Raw genomic sequence first — 24,817 nt, forward strand, 5'->3', positions numbered from 1 at the left:
TAATGACACGTTCGATCCTAACAAATAAGTGGTTTAAATTCATCACTGTAGGAACACTTTATGCCCTTTGGGTAATCTGGCTTGGAAGCTACTTGTGGTTTCTGGGGCTGGTAATAATCTTCGATATTTATATTACAGAAAAAGTACATTGGGCATTTTGGAAAAAGAAAAACCCTCCCAACGGGAAACAAACCAAAGTTGTTGAATGGGTCGACGCTATTATTTTTGCGGTAATAGCGGCTACTTTCATTCGTATGTTTTTTATTGAGGCATACACGATCCCCACCTCATCAATGGAAAAATCTATGTTGGTTGGCGATTATCTTTTTGTAAGTAAAACGGCCTACGGACCTAAAACACCAAACACGCCGCTGTCGTTTCCGTTTGTGCACAACACCATGCCCGTAATTGGTGGAAAATCATACTCTGAAGCCATTCAGCAGCCTTACAAACGACTGGCAGGATTTACGGAAGTAAAAAACAACGATGTAGTAGTTTTTCATTTTCCGGAAGGCGACACCGTAGCGCTGGGAGTACCAACGCAAAGTTACTACCAATTGATTAGATCGTATGGAAGAAACAGAGTTTGGAGCGATAAAAGAAACTTTGGAGAAATCATTACGCGACCGGTTGATAAACGCGAGAATTACATTAAACGAAGTGTAGGTATTCCGGGCGATAAAATTGAAATTAAAATGGGGCAGCTGTATGTAAATAACGAGGCTCAGAAAAAATACGAAGGTGTTCAATACAACTACCTGGTTGAAACTAATGGTACTGCCATCAACCCAAAAACACTCGACAGGTTACACATTGCCGAAGACGACCGGAATACCTATTCGAGCCAGCAGTATTTAATGCCGCTCACTCAGGATGCCGCTGATAAGATCGGAGAACTTGCCAATGTTGAATCGGTTGAAAAAATGTTGGATGAACCTGGAGACAGGGAACCTGGTATTTTCCCAAACGACAGCCGCTACCCATGGAACGTTGACAATTTTGGTCCGCTAACAATTCCGGCAAAAGACGAAACCATTGATCTTACCGTAGACAATCTTCCGCTTTACCGCCGCATTATTGATATTTACGAGGACAATGATCTGGAAGTAAACGGAGATCAGATTAAAATTAATGGAGAGGTGGCCACATCCTACACCTTTAAAATGGATTATTACTGGATGATGGGCGACAACAGGCACAACTCTGCCGATTCGCGCTACTGGGGTTTTGTTCCGGAAGACCATGTGGTTGGCAAAGCCAAATTTATCTGGCTTTCGCTGGATAAAGACAAAAGTTTCCCGGCAAACATAAGGTTTAACCGACTGTTTACTACGGTAAAATAAATTTGATATGTACGTTTTGTTGTACACTCTTGTTTGTACACAACACTCACAATCTTATTAAAAAACATTCGTTAAAAGGATAATAGTTAAACTGTTATCCTTTTTTTATAATTTCGGGGTTGATACTTGAAAACCATTAATTATGCAATTAATCGTTGTAATACTTCTGATTCTGGCAGTCCTTCTGGTAATTTTCACGTTGCAAAATGCCATGGACATAACGCTGAACATATTCTTTTGGGAAATAAAGGATGCCCCCTTGGTGCTTGTGCTACTTAGCTGTATTTTTTTGGGGTATCTAATTGCGGCATTTTACTTTTATCCGCGCTTATGGAAAATAAAACGTGACTATAAGCAGATGGTAAAATTCAATTCGGAATTAAAGGAATTACAACAAATGCACGAACCGCAAAAGTCGGAAGAAGTAACCGATCCGGAAGGGATTGAGCTGGATGATGAAGACGATGCCGACGACAGCTTTTTCAAAGACTAATAATGAATAACAACGCACTTTTACTGAGTACTGCCTATTTTGCACCGGTACATTTTTACACCCGCTACTTACACCACAACGAGGTTTATATTGAACAATACGAGAACTTTAGCAAACAAACCTACCGCAATCGTTGTCAACTACTGGGAGGGAATGGACCAATTTCGCTTGTTATTCCGGTGGTAAAAGGCCGCGGTCCAAAAATTTTAATAAAAGACCTGCAAATATCGTACGACGAAAACTGGCAGCGCAATCACTGGCAAACCATCGTTTCAGCCTACAATTCGTCGCCCTATTTCGAGTACTACCAGGATGAACTTTACCCGTTTTTTGAACGTAAAACCAAATACCTGCTCGATCACAATCTGCAAATACACGAACAACTCTGCGACTTTTTCGATATAGAAAATAAAATCCGGTTAACTTCCGATTTTGAAAAAGTACCGGAAAAAACATTTAATCTGCGCGACGGAATATCACCAAAACGAAAACACAATCCCGACCATCAATTTCAACCACAAACCTACACTCAGGTATTTTCAGAGAGATATGGTTTTACGCCTAATCTGAGCATTCTTGATCTGCTTTTTAACGAAGGGCCAAATGCTTTCACTATCCTTTTGCAAAGTTTGCAGGATAACTAATTACAGGAAACAATACGTGCTATTTACTGTTTTGAGTTTTATGAAACGAACATGAACTTATTTAATCATAACTACACGAAAAGGATGATTAAAAAAGTTTATGTGAGAGCGGAGCGCTTACATCCGTTCTCAAATTTTAAAGTAAATATTACAAATCTTGAAAATTTTAAACGGATGAAACGTAAAAACAGTCAGATAAAAATCGGGATTTTCTTAATGATCTTCTCCGGGGTATTTTTTGCCGCCACACTGATTATTCCTTTTTTTGATTTGCCTACAAAAACCAAAGTAGTCGCATCAACCACAAGTTTTATAGTAATGGAAGTTGTGTTTTGGGCTGGAGGTTTGCTGGTAGGAAAAGAACTGTTCACCAAATACAAAAAGCAGTTAAACCCGGCAAATTGGTTTAAAAAGAAAGAGCAAAACGGTTAGTCGAATAAGGCGTTAACACGATAAAACTTCTTTCATTCTCACTTCACCCTCGCTTCATTCTGCCTTGCTTTTTTTACTGATTTTTTGTAACTTATATGTTGCACCAAAAATCTTTAGCCATGGATATAAATGATTACATTTCGTTTGCCTCAGCAAATCCGGTTTGCTATTTGGCCACCTGCGACGGCGATCAGCCACGGGTAAGAACCGTTCGCTTATTTTTTGCCGATAAAACGGGTTTCTATTTCGGTACGCTCTCTCCAAAAGACATGTCGAAGCAACTTCACCACAATCCAAAAGTTGAAGTATGTTTTTATAACAATCCACACAATCAGGCACAAGCAAAACAAATGCGCTTAACCGGCACCGTTGAATTCGTCGACGACCCGAAAATGTTACAACGCTTGCATAAAAAACGCCTCTACCTTGACGACATTGCCGGAAGAGATCTGGAACCAATTAGCGAAATTTTTAAAGTTTCTACAGGCGATGTGCACTTTTGGAGCTTGAGCGATGTTATGAATGAAGCGAACCTGGAACACAAGGTTTTCTGAAGCTTTAGTAATTGTCTTGTGTACCGTTCAGTGATAAAATAGACTTGCGCCACACCGCAAAAGTGATTGTTATGAAAAAGTAGCGGTCAACTCCAATTAAGCACGTTTCAATTAAAAATATAGCAGTTGCAAAAACATTCAATTTACTCCAATAAAAAAGGCTTCAGGTAATTCTGAAGCCTTTTTTATGCTACTATTTTCGCTCACAATACTTTAAAACCAAGCGTGAGCATAAACGAAGTTGAATTCCCGTTTATCAAATTCGGGTCGTCGTATATGTTACTAACATGCTCCATCCTGGCATCAAGAGTAAGGAACAATACATCAACTCCCAGCCCATATTGCACACCGAATAAGTGATCGTTAAAAAATTCATCATGCAAATACGGATCCAGCTCATCCGGATAATCGGCATCGGTTACAAAACTGAATACAGGCCCCGCCATAATTCGAAAATCAACCATCGAACTTTTTATCAACTTATACCCCAAAAGAACCGGAACATCAATATTTTTATAATCAAATCCTCCACTTAATGAAATCAGATCGGTCGGATCATCATACGAGAGATCACCACCTTTTTTACTAAAATAAACTTCAGGCTGAACGTAAAAACGGTTAAACCCAACGCGGCCAAATGCCCCCCAATGTACTTTAGTAATTGCATCTGAGTTTAGGTCAAATTCCCCGTCAAGACTCATATTTGAGTAATGCACTCCTGCTTTTAAACCCAGATCAAAAACAGGCTGTGCAAAACTAATTGTGGTAAATAACATTAAAATAGAAGCAAAAAGAAATCGTTTCATAACTATTGTGTTTTTGTTTAATAACGTTAAAATCAGAATTCAAGTATACGGAGATTTTATGAATATGCACAAACCTTTTTATCGGAAATTCAGGCATGAATATTGCTAATTCCACTTCAAAAACAAACAAACCATGAAAAAACATTTACCTTTTCTATTCATATTAGCTACTGTTATACTTTTTCAAGGCTGTTCAAGTCCCAAGTATATATACGACAAATCAAGTTACGAACGACAAAAAGAACTACGCAATTCTCGTGGTGGAAATGTTTTTGTTGATGTAATGGCGGGAGTAGGAACTGTTTTTGTAGGTGCAATGCTCGAATGCGAAATTGACTATGTACCTTCTGAGCAACAATTTAAAAAGCTGAATTTGATAAATCCTACAAACGATACACTTTATATAAATATGCTTACCGACCTGATTTGGGATAACGAAGGCTATTGTGATTTTATGGATATTCGCATTCCTCCAAAATTAAATTGTAAAGTTATGGTTCCCATGCATGCTGCTTACAATTTATATTTTAGCGATACACCCGAAAGCCACGACGATGAGATGATAGAGATTTTTACAACCGATGTAAAACGATTCACCCTCTACCCGGGAATGACCTTGGAAGCTGACAGTTCTATACTACCTGCCAAATAACAACATCCATTTTTAATGACATATTAACAATTAACACCATTTTGTCAACAAATAGCCCGATTTATACTACTATGTATCATTGACTTAGAAACTTGTTTCTCATAATTTGCAAAAAACTAAAAGCAAGAGGATATGAAGAATTTTAAGCACAGCATTGGGGCAGTTGTAATCGTGGTAATTTTGCTAACTACAATAGTATTATTATTCCCACTGGCATTCGATAACCAGAAAGTTTACAGCATAATTGTATACGCTTCAATAGCTATTTTTATTTTGCTTTTGCTCTTGCTGATTTATATTAACCTTTTTTCACTACAGCATAAAAAGCATTGATTTATAAAAAGTTAACTTAACTACTATCCAATAAACCTTTTAAACTCCCTGTAATCTTTAACTGCCTTAAAATTTCTTGGTAATTTGGGTTCTAGCTCACGAACCTGCCACCCTGTAATAAACACTTTCTGGTGCTGATAAACTTCTTTTAAATTGGCCAGGTAATGCTCCAGTTCTTCTTTATTAATGGAGCTGATAAACGCAGTAAAGATGTATTCAATCTGTATATGCGATTTCATTTTTTCAAGATCTGCAAAGGGCACAAACTGCCCCAAATAAATAACATTATACCCCGATTTTGCAGCTAAATACGAGTAAAACAGCAAACTTAATTCGTGCAACTCGTTATCCGGCAAATAAAAAAGTATGCTTTTATCTCTTTCATTGTTAAGCCCCAAACTGTCGATGGCAGCAATTACTTTTTGGCGAATAATATTCGACACATAATGTTCTTGCGCCGGGAATATCGATCCTACCTGCCAATAGGTTCCAATTCGCTCAAACAAACCAAAAAATACGCCTTGCATCGCCTCCTCAATTCCAAACTTCTCAATAATTTCGTTTACCAGGGTTTGAAATCCAATATTGTCGAAATTTACCATATGCAGCAATAGTTGCTCTACATAGCTTTGCTCTGTTTTTTTATTTTTGGCAACATCAATTACTGTCCCTTTTATCTTTTCGTCCTCCCAGCCAGCAACTTTCGATATTTTATAACCATTTCTTACCAACAACGAAACATTCAGCATGCGCTTTAAATCGTTGTCGGTATAATACCTGATATTTGTGTCGGTTCTTTCCGGCTTTAACAAATCGTATCTTTTCTCCCATATTCGTATGGTATGTGCCTTAATGCCCGATAAAGTCTCCAAGTCTTTTATTGAATATCCTTCTGTCTTCATTTTTTTAGAAAATTATGTTGTCATGCGTATAAAACTATAATTACAACATTGCCAACACCTATTTTGTTTAATGTTAAAACTACAAATAATAAACAAAAATACACTTTTTTCTTGTTGAAATTATTTTTAAAAGAATGTTGACGAATACTACAGCATTTTAAATTTTATGTCATTTTTGTAAGAAATTGCACACAATGATTAAACGAATACTATTTATTACTCTTCTTTTGGTTGCAGGGTTATTGTCAGTTTATGGTCAAAAATATGCCATAGTAATACATGGTGGAGCTGGCGTTATGTCGAAAGACAAAATGAACGAAGAAGCCCGGACAGAATACAAAGCCAAACTAAATGAAGCACTTCAGTTAGGAGAACAACTTTTGAAAGACGGAGCAACTGCTACCGATGTTGTGGTAAAGGTTATTAACGTTATGGAAAACTCGCCACTATTTAACTCAGGCAAAGGAGCCGTTTTTACCCACGACGGAGTAAATGAACTAGATGCCTCAATAATGGAAGGGAAAACACTGAACGCCGGAGCTGTTGCCGGCGTGCAGGATATAAAAAATCCTATTAATGCTGCACGCGAAGTGATGGATAACTCGGAACATGTTATGCTGAGCGGAAAAGGTGCTTCTGAATTCGCCAAACAACAAGGTCTTGAAATCGTACCCAACAAATATTTTTATACGGAGCGCCGTTACCAGTCGTTGCAAAATTTATTAAAACGCGAGCGCGAACGCACTCAAAAAGACAATACCGGAACGGTTGGTTGCGCTGTTCTCGATACCCACGGAAATTTATGTGCAGGCACATCCACCGGAGGAATGACCAACAAAAAATATGGCCGTATTGGCGATTCGCCCATAATTGGTGCCGGTACCTATGCCAATAATAAAACATGCGCCATTTCGTGCACGGGCATGGCGAATATTATATTCGGTTGGGATTTGCACGCGATATTTCGGCAATGATGGAATACCAAAACCTGAGTGTTACCGAGGCTTGTAAAAAAGAAATCGACAAACTGAGCGAACTTGAAGGCACCGGCGGCGTTATTGCTGTTGATGCCGATGGTAATATTGCCATGGAATTTAACACCAGCGGAATGTTCCGTGGTTTTATAAAATCAAGTGGCGAGAAAGAAATTGCTATTTTTAAAAACGAATAATAAAATCTGTTGTCCCGAAATTTGTAAGACACAGCAATAAACCGGTATGAATTTTCTTTATCCAACATTTTTATTTGCGCTATTGGCAGTTGCCATTCCTATACTTATACACTTGTTTAGTTTCAAGCGCTACAAAACCGTATATTTTAGCAATGTCAGCTTTTTAAAAGACATCAAAAAAGAGTCGGAAAAGAAATCGCGGCTGAAACAATTACTGCTCCTTGCCGCACGAATTCTCACTATAATATTCCTGGTTTTTGCATTTGCCCAACCGTTTATTCCCACCAACAACGATGCTCAAAAACAAAGCAATCAGTTGGTAGCAGTCTATATCGACAATTCATTTTCGATGAATGCGCTATCGGAACAAGGACAATTGCTGGAAGTAGCACGTAATAAAGCCCTTGAAATTTGTATGGCCTACCCGCCCGGAACAAAATTCAGATTGTTTACCAACGATTTGAATCCGAAACACCAACACGTTTTTAATAAAGAACAGTTTATTCAACAGGTTTCAAACATTCAGGCTAGTCCTACGTTGGTGCCTTTGTCGATTATTTATAACCGTTTTGCCAGCGAAATTAACGATAACGAAGCCGATAAGAACCTGTATTTTATTTCCGATTTTCAACGCAGCATCACCGATATTGATAATTTTTCGGAGCCGGGAATTTTCAGTTACTACCTTCCGTTGGTACCAAACGAAGTTGCCAATCTTTACATCGATTCGTGTTGGGTGGAATATCCGGCTCACCGATTGGGGCAGGAAGAAAATATGTTTGTCAGGATAAAAAACAGCTCCAGCCAAAATTACCAGAATCTGCCCTTGAAGCTGTTTCTGAACGACTCCATTAAATCGATTACCAATTTCACGGTTGAAGCGCAAAACGAGATTATTGCCAACCTGAAATACAACAATACCAGCAGTGGCTCGCAATTGGGAAAGATTGAAATTACCGATTATCCGTTTACGCATGATAATAACTGGTACATCAGCTATTTTGTTGAACCCAAATTAAAAGCACTGGCCCTTTATACCGATGCTTCCGACTCGAAAGAGGGGTTAAATTATTTACGTGCTTTATTTAATAACGACGATTATGTGGTGCTCGACGAAATGAACCGGCAAAACCTGCAGGTAAACCGCCTGAGTGACTACAACACCATTTTTTTACTGAACATCGACAATTTCTCAAGTGGTTTGTTAAACGAGCTGGAAACTGTTGCAAGTGCCGGAACTTCGGTGGTGCTTTTCCCAAAATGGATGAGCGACAATAGTGCCAGCAATCGCTTGTTAGCTGCGTATAGTGCCAACCGCATCGTTCGAATCGACTCCACAAAACAGGATATTTCAGCTATCGATTACGAGAACAGGTTTTATGCTGATGTTTTCAAAAAACGGGAAGAAAACCCGGTGCTGCCACAGGTTGATGGGCACTACCGCTTTGCGCAAACCATGCAAACCGATGAGCACACTTTGCTGGCCTTTCAAAATGGCGACAAAGCACTTTCGCAACTCAATTACAAGGATGGGAAAGTATGGGTATTTGCCTTTCCTCTTTCGCAAAAAAACGAATCGTTTGCCCGCGATGTACTTTTTGTGCCAACACTTTACAATATTGTACTGAATAGCTTGCCGAAACAGGAAATGTCGTTTATTGTTGGTAAAAACAACTTTATCAACTTACCCCGAATGCTGCAAGTTGATTTAAACGCTTCTATCGAGATTGAGCATGCAGAATCGGGCGAGAAATTTATACCGGCACAAACGATGACAGGCAGAAATATACGACTCGAATTTGGTGAACAAATTAACACTGACGGTCATTACCTGATTAAAAACGACGAAAATACAATTGCCTCAATGGCGTTCAATTTTAATCGTTTAGAATCGGATTTGCGGTATTTTGACAGCAACGAATTAAACTCTCGGCTGGAAACCAATCAACTAGCAAATTCAACAGTTATTGAAGAAGTTGATCGCAATTTCTCAGACATTTTTGATGATATACAGAATGGTCGCCAATTATGGAAATGGTGTTTGTTGCTGGCATTGTTTTTTATTTTTACAGAAGTGTGCATAGCGCGTTTCTGGAAATAAGCCAGGCGCTGTAAATCTGAACAAATAAACTGATTTTTCTCACTGCTGTTTAACACCACTGCTCCCGTTGCTTTTTAAGCGTAAAAATCGTATTTCTGCATTAAAATAAAACAACAGATTATGACTAAACTGAGTTCTGCAGACTACATGGCCAAAGAAGATAAATTTGGCGCACACAATTACCACCCGCTACCCGTTGTTCTATCAAAAGGCGATGGCATTTTTGTGTGGGATGTAGAGGGTAAAAAGTACTACGATTTCCTAGCCGCTTATTCGGCTGTAAACCAGGGCCACTGTCACCCAAAAATTATTGATGCACTTACCAAACAGGCACAAACGCTCGCATTAACATCAAGAGCTTTTTACAACGATGTGCTGGGCGAATGGGAAGAATACATGACCAAACTGTTTGGCTACGATAAAATGTTACCCATGAACTCGGGTGCCGAAGCTGATGAAACGGCTTTAAAACTGATTCGCAAGTGGGCATACAAAGTTAAAGGTATTCCAACCAACGAAGCCAAGATTGTGGTTTGCGACGGTAATTTCCACGGGCGAACCATAACGATCATTTCCATGTCGAGCGATCCGGATGCCTACAGTCATTACGGCCCTTATACTCCCGGATTCATAAGTATTCCTTATAACGATGTTGACCGCCTGGAGAAAGAGTTGCAGAACCCGAATGTGGCAGGATTTCTTGTTGAGCCTATTCAGGCCGAAGCAGGAGTTTACGTTCCTGAAGACGGCTACCTGAAAAAGGCCCGCGAACTGTGTAAAAAATACAACGTTTTGTTTGTTGCCGACGAAGTGCAAACCGGCTTGGCCCGCACAGGAAAAATGTTGGCTTGCGATCATGAAAATGTTCGCCCCGATATTTTGGTGTTGGGTAAAGCTCTTTCGGGTGGAATTTACCCGGTGTCGTGCGTGCTGGCCGACGACGAAATTATGCTGACTATAAAACCAGGAGAACATGGCAGCACATACGGTGGAAACCCAATTGCAGGTAAAGTTGCCATAGCAGCTCTCGATGTTATTCAGGAAGAAAAGCTGGTAGAAAATGCTGAACGACTGGGGAAAATATTCCGGAATGAAATGCGTGCAATCGATTCGCCATTAATTGAAATGGTACGCGGAAAAGGCTTGTTAAATGCAGTAGCCATAAAACCAACCAACGGAAAAACAGCCTGGGATGTGTGTCTGGCCTTAAAAGAAAACGGCTTAATAGCCAAACCAACACACAAGCATATTATTCGTTTTACGCCACCTTTGGTTATTAACGAAGAACAACTGATGGAAGCAGTTGCGATAATAAAAACTACCTTGAAAGAGTTTGAAGTTTAATGATACTAAATCTCAAAAAAATGCCGCTTAAATTATTAAGCGGCATTTTTTTGTATTATGGAATTGTAATTAGCATCGATAACTATTCGGAGCTCCTACTTTGTTTGTTGGATTTTTAGCGGGAGAACAGGATTGCTGTTTACCTATTCAACTTTTATTAACGATCTCGGAAACGTTTTCACGAAAGGCGTATTTATTGTTTAATCGCAGAACCGGAGCAGCAATTGCATTTTCTTTTTATTATCGTTAATGATTTGAAAGAGCTAAAAATAAGAACTACTTCAGCGGAGAATCCGGCTCGTTTTTAAAAACAGCATAAAGAACCTGATCGACCAGCCATGCCCAGAGTTTAGCCACTAACACAATAGCTTTTCCATCCCAGAAAGAAACGATCATTTTCCGCCGGCGGTTTTTGATTGCACGGTACATGATAGATGCACAGCGTTCGGCGGACATCATTTTATTTTCATTCCGTGGAGTTTTACCCTGATGGCTTCCATCAGCAACAAGTGCTGTTTCGCGTATCTCGGAGGCAGTAAAACCGGGAGCAGCAACCAAAACATGTAATCCCGAACGCAGGTTTTCAACCCTAAGTGTATCGAGAAAACCACGCACAGCAAATTTTGACGAAGAATAACCGGTGCGTCCGGGCAAGCCGATGTAGCCTCCGGTTGAGATAACACCCACAACAGAACCTTTTTGTTCGAGCAAGTACGGAAGCGCATATTTAGTACAATAAACGGTGCCCCAGTAGTTCACGTCCATTACTTTTCGTAAAACTTCAGTGTCAACATCTTCGAGTACTGCACGCATCGAAATTCCGGCGTTATTAATAAGGATATTAATTTTCCCGAATCGCTCAACCGCTTTATCGATCAAATGCTTGCAATCCTCTTCATTGGAGACATCCGTCTTTACCGGCAGAACTTCAACATTGGTCAGTCTTTCTTTCAACGTCTCTAAACGCTCGATTCTGCGCGCGGCTAAAACAAGGTTAAAACCCTCTGCTGCATACTTTTCGGCCAATGCTTTTCCTATTCCTGACGAAGCTCCGGTAATTACAACTACTTTGTCTGTCATTTAATAATACTATTGATAATGCTGTCTGGTGCCCCAGTTAATTTGCGTTGGCAAAATACGCATTTTTCTGTTTTTAAACGGAGGTTTACCTAATAACCTGAGTTCGATTTTAAATATTAGCCTCAGAAATACAGAAATGTGTAAGATTTGGATTGAAACTCCTCGCAGCAGAGCTGACGAGGAATCCGATTCTGTTAAGGACTTTTTTATTTTCTTGTTCGCTTACCCCGAGGCAAAGCCATCGGAGAATGCGCTCACCGGAATTCAAAATATCGCAAGAATAGCGGACTATTTTAAGATATTTTTGGTTCAAAGATTGTGTATTTCTGTATTTCCCTTCGGATTTCCCTAATTTTTATTTGAATAGTTTTTTAAGACCTTCTCCCAGCTTATTCAACGAATCTTTCAGATCATCTTTTGTGGCATCGGTAACCGCTTTTTTTGTGGCGCTTAAATCAAGATTTACTTTTGCATCGCCAACCGGTCCTTTAAGAACCACTCCGGCGGGCAACATGGTTATCTTTTCATTTCCCGGCAATACGGCAAGTATTTTCTGAATATCGGGGCCAAACATTTCGCGTTCTATATTAAAATCGAGACGCATATCGAGCAAACTTTCTGCGTTTAAACTTCCGCTAATGGTTGTTTCCTGCCCAATTACTTTTGTAGTGAACGGACGCAGTTTAATACCGCCATCTTCAACCGTTAAATTAGCCGTAAAATCGCCAATGGAAACATCGCGCAGTTTTTCCTGTTGAATAATGCCACTCAATTGGTTAAATAATTGAGAGTTCTTAATTTCAACATTGTTAGTACTGAATTTCCCTTGTCCGTTAGCGGATGCAGGAATAAGTTTTAACTGCGGATTAAGCCTTCCTTTCAGCCCCAAACTGGTACTAAGTCGTCCGGTGCTGTTACCTGCACCCGGAATAAGCTTGCGAAAGCCGGCTACCGTTTGGTACAAAGCCGGAATATCGAACCCGTCGATATTAAAACCAAAATCAAAAAGTGGCTGATTTTGAGTTGTATTTTCGTAAGAACCATCCATAGTCATTCTTCCATCCAACATATTCATATCCAATCCGTCGAGAACAAGTTTTTTATTTACTGCCCGAACTTCTCCTGTTATTGCGGTAATTGGTATTCGGTTTAAAACTGCGCGGTTGATCGATGAACGAAATGTGATATCAATATTTTCGGGTACATCAAAAGCCAATGCTTCTTCTGCTTCCGGCGTTTCCAAGTTCTCTTCTTCCATCACCTGCAAACGAAGCAATTCATTCAAATTCACAAAGTTTGAGTTCAACTGCAAATTCCCTTTCAAAACACCGTCTTTAAGCATATAATTCAGGTAGTTACTCACTTTCCCTGATAAACGAAAATCGCTTTCACCAGTCTTAATACTAAAGTTTCCAAGGGTTATATTCTGCGGCGAGAAATCCAGTTGCCCCGAAGGAATTACCACTTGCTGAGTAAGGCTGGGCGAATCGTAAATAAAGTTGTTTAACAGTACAACCCCATCCGAATTAATCTTGTCGTAAGCTTCGGCCTCAACATCAGAATAACGCCCATTGGCAAACAAATTCGCATCAATAATTCCCGAGATATTTACACTGTCCATTGGCAAGGCATCTTTTAAATGATTGAGGTTTACTTTGCCTACAAAAGCACCGTCAAAAAATGGATCGGAAACAGGATTTGAAATTTTCAAGGTCAGATCAACCGGGTTATTACGAATTTCGGCATGCGCTTTATTCACATTAATCTTCATCAGATCCAGTTCACCCTGCGGCTTTTCTATCACTATTTCGGCGCTGATGTTTTTTATATCTTCGGGCATATCGGCATATTTCAGGAAGCCTTGATCTACCAAAACCTGCAAATTAATGAGCGGATAATCCTCTTCAAAATAATAGCCCATTACACTGCCCGCGATAGTTGCCGACCCGGTTGTTGTAATCTCCTTCAAATAGGGTTCGTAACTTTGGGGCACCAAAGCCAAAAAGTTTTCAAAATCAGAAGCTTTTGTATTTAGCTGCAAGTTAAGAAATGTGGTATCGTTCGGAATTCGCACGTTTCCACTTAACTCTAAAGGTAAACGGTTAATAATTAACTCGCTCTCGGCAATTGTGTAAGTCATTGTCTCAAAATCAGCATCCAGCAAAGTGCTTAAATCCAGCGAAGTATTCGACAAGTAGGTTGTTCCTTCCATCGAGTAATTAATTTCGTTCACCTTCCCTCCTACCTGCAACTGGGTTGAACTTCCATACATCTTGCCCGCAATATCTAAGTTAATATCATCGAGCCTGGCAAGCATTTTACCTGCTTTGTCGTTGTATGTAAAATCTGCATTTCTGATTTTAATTTTCTCTAAATCCAGTTGAAATTCTTCTGAACTCTCTGTGTTCTGTTCACTCTTATCATCCTTAGAAGGCACAATATCCCAGTTAACATTCCCACTTTCAGCTACAACAAGCTTCAATACGGGTTCCTCAAGAAGGAGTTCTTCAATACTTCGATCGGCATTAAATAGTGATGATAAATGCATTGTTGCACTTATTTCAGGGGCATTCAGTAATGTGTCCTGAGCAAATTCTCCTTTACCCAAAATCAATGCATCTTGAAGTACTACAGTAAGCTTGGGAAAATTTTTGAATAGGGACAATTTGAGATCGGCAAGCTCAACCTCGGCATTTAACTGTTTGTTGAGGGTAGTTTTTGCTGTATTTAAAATATTTTCCTTGAAAAATACCGGAATTGCCAGCAATGCACCTAACAGCACCGCAATTACGATAAGTATAATTACAATAATTCGTTTCATATTATTCTGTTTTCTGATTTAAAAATACATTATTAGAACGTTTAAGAACGTTAGAAGTTGTTAAAAACCTGGAAGAGTTAAGCTCGAAGACCGAAGTCGGAAGATGGAAGTTCGAGATCCGAATTTATAACTCACCAAGAACCATTCGTCGCAGTAGTTGCAGGGCAGTTTGTCCCGAGCGTACGATATTTCTATCGCGTTGATCGCCAACAAAAGTGTACTTTTTTACAACTATTTTTTCTGGTCCCGAAACGGCAATCCATACCAAGCCTACCGGTTTCTCTTCTGTTCCTCCTGTAGGGCCGGCAATTCCGGTGGTTGCCACGGCATAATCGGCTTTCATCACCCGTTTTATACCTTCTGCCATTTCGCGTGCTACCTGCTCGCTAACGGCACCGTATTTCTCCAGATTACTTCTACTTACTCCCAGCAACTGCTCTTTCATTTCGTTTGAATACGAGGTAACCGAGCCATTATAATACGCCGAACTCCCCGAAACAGAAGTAACGAGATGCGATATATAACCACCCGTACAACTCTCGGCAACAGCCAGTTTTTTGTTTTGTAGCACCAGTTGCCGGCCAATTACCTCCGACATGGTTTCGTTATCGTAACCAAAAATGGCCTCCGGAATAATTTTTTGAAGTTTCTCAATTTCGCTTTCAACATCTCGTTTTAAAGCTTCAACATCGTCGCCAATTGCTGAAAGCCGCAGTCGCACCGCCATTGGATTGGGCAGGTAAGCCAGTTTAATATTCGTTGGCAAAGTATCTTCCCAGTCTCCAATTCGTTCGGCCAGCACCGATTCCGGAACTCCCTGCGTTAACACTGTTTTATGAAAAATAGCTTTTGTTCGTCGGGTTTTGCGCAGTCGTGGTAACAATTCAAACTCCACTAAATATTTCATCTCAAAAGGTACTCCCGGCATTGACACAAAAATAGTATCGTTTTTTTCAAACCACATTCCCGGTGCCGTGCCCATTTTATTAGGTAAAATAGTGCAGGCTTCGGGCAACATTGCCTGATCGCGGTTCAACTTGTTCATATCGATTCCGCGATGTTTAAAACGTTCCACAATAGTATCAAGAGTGGGCTTATGAAAAACAAGCTCGGTATTGAAATATTCGCAAAGCGTGTGTTTTGTAATATCGTCTTTTGTTGGGCCCAAACCACCTGTTATAACCACTAAATCCGCGTTCTTTTCTGCGTTTTTCACGGCTTGCATAATATGATTGTGATCGTCGTGAACCGAAGTGATCTGGTAAATCTCAATACCGTTAAGGTTAAACTGCTCGCCCATCCAGGCCGAGTTGGTATCCACAATTTGTCCGATCAGTATTTCATCGCCTATTGTAATTATTTCTGCTTTCATTTTCTCAATTTAGAATTGTACCGCCGAAAAGCAAAATTAACAATATATGTTATGAGACAATTACTGTGTGCTTAATTTTAAAATCGCTTTTTACAATGCGCGATAGATTCAATCTTAAACTTTTAAGCACACAAAATTATCCAAATATAATTTCAATTACTTTTGTACGAACAAAACAAAATACAAATGAATACTTTCAAAAATACACTCATCCAGATTACCCATAACGGAATGGGCACGGGCAACGATGAACTGGGCCAATTGTTAGTAAAAAACTACCTGACGTTGCTTTGCGAAGAAAAAGAACTCCCAAAAGTGATCACCTTTTACAACGAAGGAGTAAAACTTCTCTGCTCCGGTTTGCCGGCACTTGAATCGCTGAAACAACTTGCAGAAAAAGGCGTGAAATTAGTGGCTTGCAAAACTTGCCTGAATCATTTTCAATTGTTGGAAAAAGTAAAAATTGGCATACCCGCAACTATGGTTGATATTATGCATTTTCAGAAAATTGCGGACAAGGTTGTTAATCTATAGATTGAGGGAGATTGAATTGGATTGAGCGTTGTAGGAGAAGATGCAAGTGCATAAATGCTCCAATGCTTAAAATTAATCTTCCAAACTATTTCAACCTGCAACTTGAAACCTTTCCTTCGCGTCTTAGCACCTTTGCGAGAGTCTTCTTACTTCTCAAATGACTTTAAAAACTCCAGCCTTTGCAGTAAAGTTGGGTGTGAGTAGTGAAAGAATACAAATGTTTTATGTGGTGTTAAATTACTCAGGTTATTGATCGACAGCTTTTTTAATGCCGATGCCAGCGCTTCCGGTTTGTAATATTCGGCAGCAAAACGGTCAGCCTGGTATTCATTTTTCCGCGAAAGCATATTCATAAAAATGCCTGTAAAAAAAGAAATGGGAGAATACAATACTCCAAAAGCCACCAATCCAATATGAAAATTTGGCTCCTCAACACCCAGTGCTGCACTTAAAGCCGGACTATCAATGAACAGCCCAAAAACAAACAAAACAATTGCGGTTTGCACCAAGTCAATCAAGAGTCCCTGAACAACGTGTTTCTTTTTGTTATGGCCAATCTCGTGTGCTAAAACTGCTACCAGCTCTTCGGTTTCCAGATCGTTAATAAGTGTATCGTAAAGTACAATTCGTTTTTTAGCTCCAAGCCCGGTAAAATAAGCGTTTGCTTTTGTAGATCGTTTTGATCCGTCGATCACAAAAATATTATCCAGTTTAAAACCCACTTTTTTGGCAAAGGCACTAATAGCATCACGTAATTCACCTTCTTCAAGCGGCGTTTGTTTATTAAACAGCGGTACAATCAGATTGGAATAAAACATAGCCATAAAAATGGAAAATGCTGAAACCACAAGCCACGCATAAATCCAAAATAGCTCACCTGTTAACTGATAGATAAAAATAACCAGTGCCAGCAATCCGCCGCCAATTAGTGCACTTACCAGCCAGCCTTTTATTTTATCAAAAACAAAGGTTTTGGGTGTAGTTTTATTAAAGCCGTATTTCTCCTCTATTTTGAAGGTGTCGTATATTTCAAAAGGAATATTAATAATATCTGAAGCAAACATGATTATTCCAAAAAAAATGAGTGCTGCCAATATTGCAATTCCGGTAAAGCTCCAGACCCAGCCGTTAACCAATGCAAAACCATAAAACAAAAACATGGCTAGGGTAATGGCCATACTAAAACTGCTGGTTAGAATTCCGAAGCGATGATTCTCACGCTGATAAGCCTGCTGCTTTTTGTATTTTCCCTCATCGTAAATCCCCTTAACTTCCTCCGGGATTTTATCACTCATGGTAGTGGTATTGAGGTATTCAAGATATTTCTCAAATAAAAAATCGAGTACCAGAATCGCAATTATTATCCAAAACAAAATTGTATGCATTTAACTATTTCTTCGGTTATGGCCGACAAAGATAATCAACTACTGTTCTTAGCCATGTAAAAAGGCCATCCTTCATAAAGAAGAACGGCCTTTTGAAAAATCAAATTTGTGTGAATTTACTTAAGTATTGCCGATTTTGTTAACGTACGGTTACCCGATTTTAAAACGGCTTTATAGACTCCGGCAGGAAGACCTGCCGCACTTATTGTGGTATTGTGCACGCCCACGCTTACACGTCCTTGATTCTGAACTTCCACAATTTGTCCAAGCTGGTTAACAATTAATATGTCGATATCCATAGCTTCACCGGTGGCATATTTAACGGTAAAATCTCCGTCCGATGGATTTGGATAAAGGTTAATGAATTCAAACATTTTACCCGAGACATCACCCAAATTACCTACAGATGTAATTACTGAATCAGGGTTTGCTAAATCAATCTCACCGTCGAATACCACATTTCCGTCTTCGCTAATGAGTGCCATTCCCAGCTTAGGCAGCTCTCCTTTTAATACAAGATTAAAAATCGGAGCTTGTACTCCCGAGCCAGGCTCATAGGGACACGTTAGTTCAAAAAAGGCATTATGCTTTGACATGTAGCTTTCTGTACCATCGGAAATTCCGTCGTCGTCAGAATCCGGATCAATCGATCCGGGAGTAGCTTCTGCTCTGGTATCATCGCAATCTCCCGTGCCTCCAATAGCAAAGAATTCAGCTTCGCCTCCAAGGTCTTGTTCATCGGCAAAACCAAATGAAACATATTTAATACTTTCGTCTAAGTTTTCAATCATTTCCGGACTAACAGAAACAGCCACAAGTTTGCCCCCCACGCCAAGCTGCGCAGGCTCCCACGGAATTACCACGATCGGTTTTCCATTCCAGTTAAATTCGTAACAACATTCCGATCCGTCGCATTTTGTCACACAAACGGTTACTACCCCGGTGTAATTAAAAGCGGTCAGTGTGAACAGCATATCTTCCACTGCCTGCGGACTAAGTGTTCCTGAGGCAGGAATTGACGAAGAATTCCAACTTTGTCCCGAGGCTGCTCCATCAATAATTAAAGTTCCCGTATTAAAACTTCCTCCTGGTGAAGAACTTATCTGAACCGAACAAATAGGGTTAGAAGGATCGGGATTGGAAATTTCGAACGTACCCACATATTTATTGAAGAAAGGCCATGATCGTCTCAGTTTAAAATCAACAATCGGACAACAATCAGAAGTTGGTTCCTGAGCTTTACAATCCAATTCTATACGTTTTTCGCAAACCTCACCATTCGCGAAATAAGCGACATAATTAAGTACAACAACTCCAGTTGTATCAGGTGTTACACATGTAATTAAATCAACTGCTGATACAGTGGTGTTAAAAGTATAACTGCTCTGGCCAATAACTCCTGTTGAAACAGAAATGCCATTTAAAGTAACATTGGCAAAAGTTCCGTTATTTATCATTACGGCAATCGAATCGGTTTCGCATTTTGAAATAAATTGTGCACAACATTCGCCCAAATCAGCATCCTGATAGGCCAGTAATTCAACATTATCGCAACAATCCTCTGCTACATAAGCACAATCCAACTGAACCTTTTTCTCGCACTTTTCGCCATTGGCCATGAAGAAAACATAGGTTACAGTGAGTACTCCAGCCTGGTCGACTGTAAAACAATTATTCATATCCAGCACGCACGAAGCCGAATTAAAAGTATAGCTACTTTGTCCAACAGCATCGTTTGGAATTGGCGTTGAACAATTCCAGCTATTCGAACTGAAAACACCATTATCCACAGCAACCATTACCGAATCAACTTCACAGTCGGCAGTAACTTTCACACAGCATTCTTCCAAATCAGGATCATGATAAGTTTCCAACGTAATACTATCGCAACAGTTTTGTGCTGTATACTCACAATCCATCTCTATATCCTTTTCGCATTTTTCTCCGTTTGCAAAAAAGAATACGTAGGTAAGCGAAACCGTTCCACTTTGAGTAGCGGTAACACAATTGGTCATGTTCAGCACACACGAAGCGGCATCGAACATATAACTGCTTTGCCCAATTGCCGCAGCCGGAATAGTTGTTGAGCAATTCCACGTATTCGAACTAAATACCCCGTTATTTACAGTAACCAGCACCGAATCAATTTCGCACTCGGTAAGCACTCTCACGCAGCATTCACCAAGGTCAGGATCCTGGTAAGATTCCAAAGTAATGCTATCGCAACAATTTACAGAAACGTCTCCACAATCAACAGTAATACTATCGGTACAAGTTTCACCACTATCAAAAGTTATCACATAGTTTACTGTTATCGATCCTGCCTGATCAGTCGTAAAACAGTGTGTCATATCAATTTCACAACCATTTCCGGGGAAAGTAAAATTACTTTGTCCGGCATATCCGGTTGGCAAAGTACTACACGATGAAATTGCTGAACTTATTGTTCCGTTTTCAACACTTAATTCAACCGATTTCACGGGGCACTCAGCAGTTATTCGCACACAGCAATCTTCTCCTGTTGCCGGATTTGAAACCGCCTCAATTATAATACTATCGCAACACGACGATTGCGCTGCTGTATCGATTGTGAGACAAACCGGAGGTGCAGCAATTGGTGTTAATGTTACGAATTGCGGCGTACCATCAAGTAAAAATTCGGTGCTCGATATGGCTGCAAAATCGTTACAAGCCGTTTGTTGCGAGGTAGCTCCTGACGGAATCGTCACATCAAACTCTTCTTGCAATTTAACAGTTGGTGCAAGCAACAAACTTGTATAATCAATGAAAATGTTACGCTCAGGAGTACTTCCGAATGTTGGTCCGTTACATCCTGCAGGCGAATAGGAGAACATTGGTAAACAAACATTTAAATCGTTTGAATAGGTTGGTGTAGGTCCGGTAAACGGAGCACCCGGCACCAGAGCTGAAGAATGGTTATTGGCGTAATCAACTCCAAAAGTACTTCCTCGTGGAGTATTTCGGTCAAGAATTAACCAATCATCAGGAGAAGTATCGTCAAGCGGCAAAAGATCAACAAGATTAATTGACGATACCTGCACGTTGGAAGTGTTTGTATAATTCAAACGATAACGTGCTGTTCCGCCCGGACTTACCGCACCCGACGATGCAAATGTAGTTCCACCATCTGTCGACACTTCTTTTTCAACCTCCTGCCCCAATGAAGCCACAACAAGAACATTAACATCGTTTGATGTTTCATTTGAAGTTAAATTGCCTCCACTTATATCGAAGTTATTTACAGTTACTCCCGGAAGTGCAAAATCGTCTACCTGAACATCAAATTCGATAAAGTAATAGGGCAAGGTATAGGTGCCGTAGGTGCCGCAGTACGATGAATAAAACAATTGACAATCGGCGGGAACATCGGGTATAATCCAGTTCAAATTATTTCCGGAATGCGTTGGATTTACTCCTGTCCACGCTGATGCTCCTGAAGGAATACCTCCTCCCGAAGAACATGCTGGACTATAAGTACTAGCCACATAATAAGTTTCGTTACCCACATAAGAGAAATTGCTGTTTAAAACATCCTGAATGGTTGCGCCCGATAAATCGGCACTACCAATGTTTTGAACTCTCAGGCGAAAACGCACAATATCTCCCGGTTCATAATCGGTTTGCGGCGAGCAAATATCTTTAACAATGCAAGGCCGTGGTTCTCCTGCTTCAACAGTAAAACTAACACACGCATCATCCAAACTTAAAGAATTAGCCAAACCATCAAACGATGCGCAATTGGTTACAACTGTTCCGGTCGGATTCGGATTGACCGTAAATTCCACATACATATAAATGCAATCGCCAACCGGTAAACTTCCGGTCATTTGCAACTGGATGTCGTTAACTGTCGTTCCTATAGTTCCGGTTGAATAAGTACTGTTTATTCCTGTAGCATAAGAAGAACCATTGATATTTAAATCAACAGTAGTAGTTGCATTGGCATTGTAAATATTAATCTCATCAACGCTAACTCCCGATGGAATTGCATCATCAATATTAAACGCCGAAAGCGGAACATTTCCGTTGTTGCAAAAAATAATGCGGTACATTCCAGTGCATCCGGGAACGCGGTTGGCAAGCGAAATATACTTCTGGAAATTAGCATTCTCGTTAGGTGTATAATCGATAACCTCAACGCAAGTCTGATTACTTGTATGCGAAACATTTTGATTACAAATTTCGCCATCCAAAGTAAGCTCGTTGTTTATAATGGATCCGATAGGAAAACTACCTACTGGGTACTGAACTTCAATCTCGCAGTAATAATAGGCATACGGCGTTGTGGCATCAAGAGAGCCGGAGTTAACATTCCAGGTTATGGTACCTGAAGAACCTATCGGAATTCCGCTGCAAGTGCTCGACGTTACTACCGCACCCGGCGGTAAAACATCAGTAACTGTAGCACCAGTCATGTTCATTTGTCCGTTTACATTTCCGTAATACGGACTGCTTTTCATCACATATAAACGATAAGTTACCGTTCCGTCTGGTGCAATCATGTAACCACAACTTCCTCCCGATGGATTTACTACAGCACCGCCAACGATTGTTTTGGCTACCTTCCACGGATCAACTGCTGTAGCCGTTGTACTAACAAATGGAGTATAGTTCCATTTGTCGTCAACTAAAATACCGGCCCGGTTTCTAACGCTTGTTCCGTCACAGGTAACCCCTTCCGGAAATTTAACAACAATAGTGAATGATCCGGATGAAGCAGAACCTCCGGGCAACCCGGTGAGCGAATAGGTAACTTCTTCATTTACCCCGGGAGTTCCGGTAATTGAAACTGTAGGAGTTACGCCATTTACATCAGCAGGTGTTGGCACATTAACCACCTCAACATCTATCGGAATTTGATCGGCAATAGTTACTGTTGTTGCTCCGGCCGGGGCCGAAAACATAAGGGTATAACTAAAGTTTACACCACTGGCAATAGTCGTATTACTCACAATTTTCTTTAATGCATATCCATCACCTACCCACTCAGCCTCGTTGGGGTTGGGCACTTGAGCATACAGTAGGTTTGTAGATAAAACAACTGTAGAGACAATTAGAAAAAGCACCACTATTCCTTTCTTTAAGTAGTGTGTGCACATGTCGCTAATAATTTTTTTTGTGTTAAAAAGCTGCAAAAACAGCAAATTTGATTTCCTGGTAAAATTTAATTGCATATTGTATATATTCAGGTTACTATCGGATATTTATGCCAAAATAAAGGAAATTCCACAACATTAAAAGTATTTCTGCTCTTTTTTTCCTTTTTTAATGGCTACGTTTTTTATTTTCGTACAGAATAAGAATGAACATTATAGCAGGTTTACTTTAGTGAATGTGCTGCATGAAAATGCTTTCCATTTATTATCCCTGTCAATTTTTTTCCCATTTTTGCAATGTTACAATTGGTAAACTATGGAGAAATACATCGAATTGTTAAAAACACTGATCGCTACGCAGTCGTTTAGTAAAGAGGAGGAAAATGCGGCCGCCGTTATGCGTGCTTTTCTCGAAAAAGAAGCTATTCCTTACACGACCAAGGAAAACAACACCTGGGCATACAACAAATATTACTCGAAAGAAAAGCCGACAATTTTGCTCGATTCACATATCGATACTGTTCGCCCGGCAAAAGGCTACACCAAAGATCCGTTTTCGCCCATTGAAGCAGGAGATATTTTATACGGATTGGGGAGCAACGACGCCGGTGGCCCGCTGGTTTCGCTTCTGGCAACTTTCATTCATTTTTACGAACGCGAAGATTTGCCATTTAACCTGGTTTATGCGGCAACTGCCGAAGAGGAAATTTCAGGACGTCGGGGAATGGAAATTGTTTTGCCCGAGATTGCCCCAATTACCTTTGCCATAATTGGCGAGCCCACCAAAATGGAGCTGGCCATTGCCGAAAAAGGTTTGCTGGTTTTGGATTGTTACGCACACGGAAAATCCGGTCATGCCGCCCGCGAGGAAGGCGAAAATGCACTTTACAAAGCCATTGCAGATATTGAAAAACTCCGCAATTTTGAATTTGATAAAGTTTCTGAAGTTCTCGGAAAAGTAAAACTTTCGGTAACACAAATAGAGGCCGGAACACAACACAATGTTGTTCCCGACAATTGCCATTTTGTAGTTGATGTGCGTACCAACGAACATTACACCAACAAAGAAGCTGCAGATATTATTGGTCAGGTAATTGAATCGGAAGTGAAGCCACGATCGGTTCGTTTAAACTCGTCGGGAATTTCAGCGCATCATCCTTTTGCAAAGTTGGTAAAGAAAAAAGGCATCAATATTTATGGTTCGCCAACCACTTCCGATCAGGCGATTATTGCCTCCCTCTCAGTAAAAATGGGGCCTGGCGATTCAGCACGTTCACACACTGCTGATGAATACATTCACAAAAGCGAAATTATTACAGGTATTGAATGCTACATCGATTTGCTGGAAGATCTCAAGCTGTAATTCGCCGCTGATTATTCGGAGGATTCCGTCATCGAGCGCTGCCTGATCGGCAGTAAAACTTGCCAGTTCGTCCATATTTAGCAGTGTATCTATTGCCAGTTAACCGTTTGCAATGCGTTGTCCCCAGTGCTGATGATTTGGAATTTCCCTATCTCCTGCAATCAGTTTATAATCTTTTTCGCTGAGATATGGAAACAGATCGCCGCAACCTGGTTCGTGAACTTTGTCGATTAGCTCATTTTCATTTTTCGGAAGATTATTTACCAAAGTGTTGTTGGTTGTTAATGCAGTCATTTCAGCCGCCCAGTTTTTATCAGCTTCTGCCATATCGCCGGTGTCGAGCCAGAGTTCCGTACTCGTATTTTTTAAT

19 protein-coding genes and 1 pseudogene are annotated in these 24,817 nt (G+C 40.2%); 12 read left to right on the forward strand and 8 right to left on the reverse strand.

The window, feature by feature from the left end; all coding sequences use genetic code 11:
• The first annotated feature begins 2 nt into the window (after positions 1-2).
• The 5 genes from lepB to G0Q07_RS13700 all read left to right on the forward strand — a co-directional run bounded on the left by lepB (position 3) and on the right by G0Q07_RS13700 (position 3,466).
• Complete coding sequence (lepB, locus tag G0Q07_RS13680; RefSeq protein WP_163347009.1) at positions 3-1,343, forward strand: signal peptidase I; 1,341 nt, start codon at positions 3-5, stop codon at positions 1,341-1,343.
• A 142-nt stretch (positions 1,344-1,485) separates the two neighbouring features.
• A complete protein-coding gene (locus tag G0Q07_RS13685; protein WP_163347011.1) occupies positions 1,486-1,836 on the forward strand; it encodes a LapA family protein in 351 nt (116 codons plus the stop codon).
• Positions 1,837-1,838: 2 nt separating this feature from the next.
• Positions 1,839-2,480, forward strand: a complete 642-nt coding sequence (locus G0Q07_RS13690) for a WbqC family protein (protein WP_163347013.1) — start codon at positions 1,839-1,841, stop codon at positions 2,478-2,480.
• 84 nt (positions 2,481-2,564) lie between these two features.
• A complete protein-coding gene (locus G0Q07_RS13695; protein ID WP_163347015.1) occupies positions 2,565-2,912 on the forward strand; it encodes a transporter suffix domain-containing protein in 348 nt (115 codons plus the stop codon).
• A 119-nt stretch (positions 2,913-3,031) separates the two neighbouring features.
• Positions 3,032-3,466: a pyridoxamine 5'-phosphate oxidase family protein gene (locus G0Q07_RS13700; RefSeq protein WP_163347017.1), complete on the forward strand. Its 435-nt coding sequence runs from the start codon at positions 3,032-3,034 to the stop codon at positions 3,464-3,466.
• Between the two features lie 203 nt (positions 3,467-3,669).
• On the opposite strand, the gene G0Q07_RS13705 is transcribed toward G0Q07_RS13700, so the two are convergent.
• Positions 3,670-4,272 carry a porin family protein gene (locus G0Q07_RS13705; protein WP_163347019.1) on the reverse strand — a complete coding sequence of 201 codons (603 nt, stop codon included), beginning with the start codon at positions 4,270-4,272 and terminating at the stop codon, positions 3,670-3,672.
• A 133-nt stretch (positions 4,273-4,405) separates the two neighbouring features.
• Between G0Q07_RS13705 and G0Q07_RS13710 the strand changes: the two genes are divergently transcribed.
• Both G0Q07_RS13710 and G0Q07_RS13715 read left to right on the forward strand, forming a co-directional pair.
• Positions 4,406-4,924 carry a hypothetical protein gene (locus G0Q07_RS13710; RefSeq protein WP_163347021.1) on the forward strand — a complete coding sequence of 173 codons (519 nt, stop codon included), beginning with the start codon at positions 4,406-4,408 and terminating at the stop codon, positions 4,922-4,924.
• Between the two features lie 132 nt (positions 4,925-5,056).
• Positions 5,057-5,257 (forward strand): hypothetical protein, encoded by a 201-nt coding sequence (locus tag G0Q07_RS13715; protein WP_163347023.1) that lies wholly within the window; start codon positions 5,057-5,059, stop codon positions 5,255-5,257.
• A gap of 23 nt (positions 5,258-5,280) precedes the next feature.
• Here G0Q07_RS13715 and G0Q07_RS13720 read toward each other — a convergent pair whose 3' ends face one another.
• Positions 5,281-6,159, reverse strand: coding sequence for a MerR family transcriptional regulator (locus G0Q07_RS13720; protein ID WP_163347025.1), 879 nt, complete (start codon positions 6,157-6,159; stop codon positions 5,281-5,283).
• A 311-nt stretch (positions 6,160-6,470) separates the two neighbouring features.
• On the opposite strand from G0Q07_RS13720, the pseudogene G0Q07_RS13725 reads away from it, so the two are divergent.
• From G0Q07_RS13725 to rocD, 3 genes and pseudogenes are all read left to right on the forward strand, one after another.
• Positions 6,471-7,330 (forward strand): annotated as a pseudogene (locus tag G0Q07_RS13725) (isoaspartyl peptidase/L-asparaginase family protein).
• Between the two features lie 46 nt (positions 7,331-7,376).
• Entirely contained in the window at positions 7,377-9,431 is a 2,055-nt protein-coding gene (locus G0Q07_RS13730; RefSeq protein ID WP_163347027.1) for a BatA domain-containing protein, read from the forward strand.
• 120 nt (positions 9,432-9,551) lie between these two features.
• Positions 9,552-10,775: an ornithine--oxo-acid transaminase gene (gene rocD, locus G0Q07_RS13735; RefSeq protein ID WP_163347029.1), complete on the forward strand. Its 1,224-nt coding sequence runs from the start codon at positions 9,552-9,554 to the stop codon at positions 10,773-10,775.
• Between the two features lie 276 nt (positions 10,776-11,051).
• Here the strand turns inward: rocD and G0Q07_RS13740 are convergent, their stop codons facing one another.
• The 3 genes from G0Q07_RS13740 to G0Q07_RS13750 form a co-directional block, all read right to left on the reverse strand.
• Positions 11,052-11,855 carry an SDR family oxidoreductase gene (locus G0Q07_RS13740; protein WP_163347031.1) on the reverse strand — a complete coding sequence of 268 codons (804 nt, stop codon included), beginning with the start codon at positions 11,853-11,855 and terminating at the stop codon, positions 11,052-11,054.
• A 355-nt stretch (positions 11,856-12,210) separates the two neighbouring features.
• A complete protein-coding gene (locus G0Q07_RS13745; RefSeq protein ID WP_163347033.1) occupies positions 12,211-14,676 on the reverse strand; it encodes an AsmA family protein in 2,466 nt (821 codons plus the stop codon).
• 124 nt (positions 14,677-14,800) lie between these two features.
• Positions 14,801-16,048 (reverse strand): competence/damage-inducible protein A, encoded by a 1,248-nt coding sequence (locus G0Q07_RS13750; protein WP_163347035.1) that lies wholly within the window; start codon positions 16,046-16,048, stop codon positions 14,801-14,803.
• Positions 16,049-16,234: 186 nt separating this feature from the next.
• Between G0Q07_RS13750 and G0Q07_RS13755 the strand changes: the two genes are divergently transcribed.
• Positions 16,235-16,582: a DsrE family protein gene (locus tag G0Q07_RS13755; protein WP_163347037.1), complete on the forward strand. Its 348-nt coding sequence runs from the start codon at positions 16,235-16,237 to the stop codon at positions 16,580-16,582.
• A 146-nt stretch (positions 16,583-16,728) separates the two neighbouring features.
• Here the strand turns inward: G0Q07_RS13755 and G0Q07_RS13760 are convergent, their stop codons facing one another.
• Positions 16,729-17,967: a M48 family metallopeptidase gene (locus G0Q07_RS13760; RefSeq protein ID WP_163347039.1), complete on the reverse strand. Its 1,239-nt coding sequence runs from the start codon at positions 17,965-17,967 to the stop codon at positions 16,729-16,731.
• 116 nt (positions 17,968-18,083) lie between these two features.
• The gene (locus tag G0Q07_RS13765) at positions 18,084-23,087 is read right to left on the reverse strand and encodes a T9SS type A sorting domain-containing protein (RefSeq protein ID WP_163347041.1); all 5,004 of its coding nucleotides are present in this window, start codon (positions 23,085-23,087) and stop codon (positions 18,084-18,086) included.
• 313 nt (positions 23,088-23,400) lie between these two features.
• Here G0Q07_RS13765 and G0Q07_RS13770 point away from each other — a divergent pair, with 313 nt between their 5' ends.
• Positions 23,401-24,447 carry a M20 family metallo-hydrolase gene (locus G0Q07_RS13770; protein ID WP_163347043.1) on the forward strand — a complete coding sequence of 349 codons (1,047 nt, stop codon included), beginning with the start codon at positions 23,401-23,403 and terminating at the stop codon, positions 24,445-24,447.
• A gap of 99 nt (positions 24,448-24,546) precedes the next feature.
• On the opposite strand, the gene G0Q07_RS13775 is transcribed toward G0Q07_RS13770, so the two are convergent.
• The gene (locus G0Q07_RS13775) at positions 24,547-24,774 is read right to left on the reverse strand and encodes a hypothetical protein (RefSeq protein WP_163347046.1); all 228 of its coding nucleotides are present in this window, start codon (positions 24,772-24,774) and stop codon (positions 24,547-24,549) included.
• Between the last annotated feature and the right edge of the window lie 43 nt (positions 24,775-24,817).

This window comes from Draconibacterium halophilum (genome assembly GCF_010448835.1).
Classification (GTDB): domain Bacteria; phylum Bacteroidota; class Bacteroidia; order Bacteroidales; family Prolixibacteraceae; genus Draconibacterium; species Draconibacterium halophilum.

What these genes read in the sequence shown, in the direction of transcription:
- G0Q07_RS13750 (WP_163347035.1), bottom strand. Translation starts at nt 16,048, where the DNA reads ATGAAAGCAGAAATAATTACAATAGGCGATGAAATACTGATCGGACAA.
- G0Q07_RS13760 (WP_163347039.1), bottom strand. Translation starts at nt 17,967, where the DNA reads ATGCATACAATTTTGTTTTGGATAATAATTGCGATTCTGGTACTCGAT.
- G0Q07_RS13740 (WP_163347031.1), bottom strand. Translation starts at nt 11,855, where the DNA reads ATGACAGACAAAGTAGTTGTAATTACCGGAGCTTCGTCAGGAATAGGA.
- G0Q07_RS13730 (WP_163347027.1), top strand. Translation starts at nt 7,377, where the DNA reads ATGAATTTTCTTTATCCAACATTTTTATTTGCGCTATTGGCAGTTGCC.
- G0Q07_RS13695 (WP_163347015.1), top strand. Translation starts at nt 2,565, where the DNA reads ATGATTAAAAAAGTTTATGTGAGAGCGGAGCGCTTACATCCGTTCTCA.
- G0Q07_RS13705 (WP_163347019.1), bottom strand. Translation starts at nt 4,272, where the DNA reads ATGAAACGATTTCTTTTTGCTTCTATTTTAATGTTATTTACCACAATT.
- G0Q07_RS13775 (WP_163347046.1), bottom strand. Translation starts at nt 24,774, where the DNA reads ATGGCAGAAGCTGATAAAAACTGGGCGGCTGAAATGACTGCATTAACA.
- G0Q07_RS13770 (WP_163347043.1), top strand. Translation starts at nt 23,401, where the DNA reads ATGGAGAAATACATCGAATTGTTAAAAACACTGATCGCTACGCAGTCG.
- lepB (WP_163347009.1), top strand. Translation starts at nt 3, where the DNA reads ATGACACGTTCGATCCTAACAAATAAGTGGTTTAAATTCATCACTGTA.
- G0Q07_RS13685 (WP_163347011.1), top strand. Translation starts at nt 1,486, where the DNA reads ATGCAATTAATCGTTGTAATACTTCTGATTCTGGCAGTCCTTCTGGTA.
- G0Q07_RS13710 (WP_163347021.1), top strand. Translation starts at nt 4,406, where the DNA reads ATGAAAAAACATTTACCTTTTCTATTCATATTAGCTACTGTTATACTT.
- G0Q07_RS13765 (WP_163347041.1), bottom strand. Translation starts at nt 23,087, where the DNA reads ATGTGCACACACTACTTAAAGAAAGGAATAGTGGTGCTTTTTCTAATT.
- rocD (WP_163347029.1), top strand. Translation starts at nt 9,552, where the DNA reads ATGACTAAACTGAGTTCTGCAGACTACATGGCCAAAGAAGATAAATTT.
- G0Q07_RS13755 (WP_163347037.1), top strand. Translation starts at nt 16,235, where the DNA reads ATGAATACTTTCAAAAATACACTCATCCAGATTACCCATAACGGAATG.
- G0Q07_RS13720 (WP_163347025.1), bottom strand. Translation starts at nt 6,159, where the DNA reads ATGAAGACAGAAGGATATTCAATAAAAGACTTGGAGACTTTATCGGGC.
- G0Q07_RS13700 (WP_163347017.1), top strand. Translation starts at nt 3,032, where the DNA reads ATGGATATAAATGATTACATTTCGTTTGCCTCAGCAAATCCGGTTTGC.
- G0Q07_RS13715 (WP_163347023.1), top strand. Translation starts at nt 5,057, where the DNA reads ATGAAGAATTTTAAGCACAGCATTGGGGCAGTTGTAATCGTGGTAATT.
- G0Q07_RS13690 (WP_163347013.1), top strand. Translation starts at nt 1,839, where the DNA reads ATGAATAACAACGCACTTTTACTGAGTACTGCCTATTTTGCACCGGTA.
- G0Q07_RS13745 (WP_163347033.1), bottom strand. Translation starts at nt 14,676, where the DNA reads ATGAAACGAATTATTGTAATTATACTTATCGTAATTGCGGTGCTGTTA.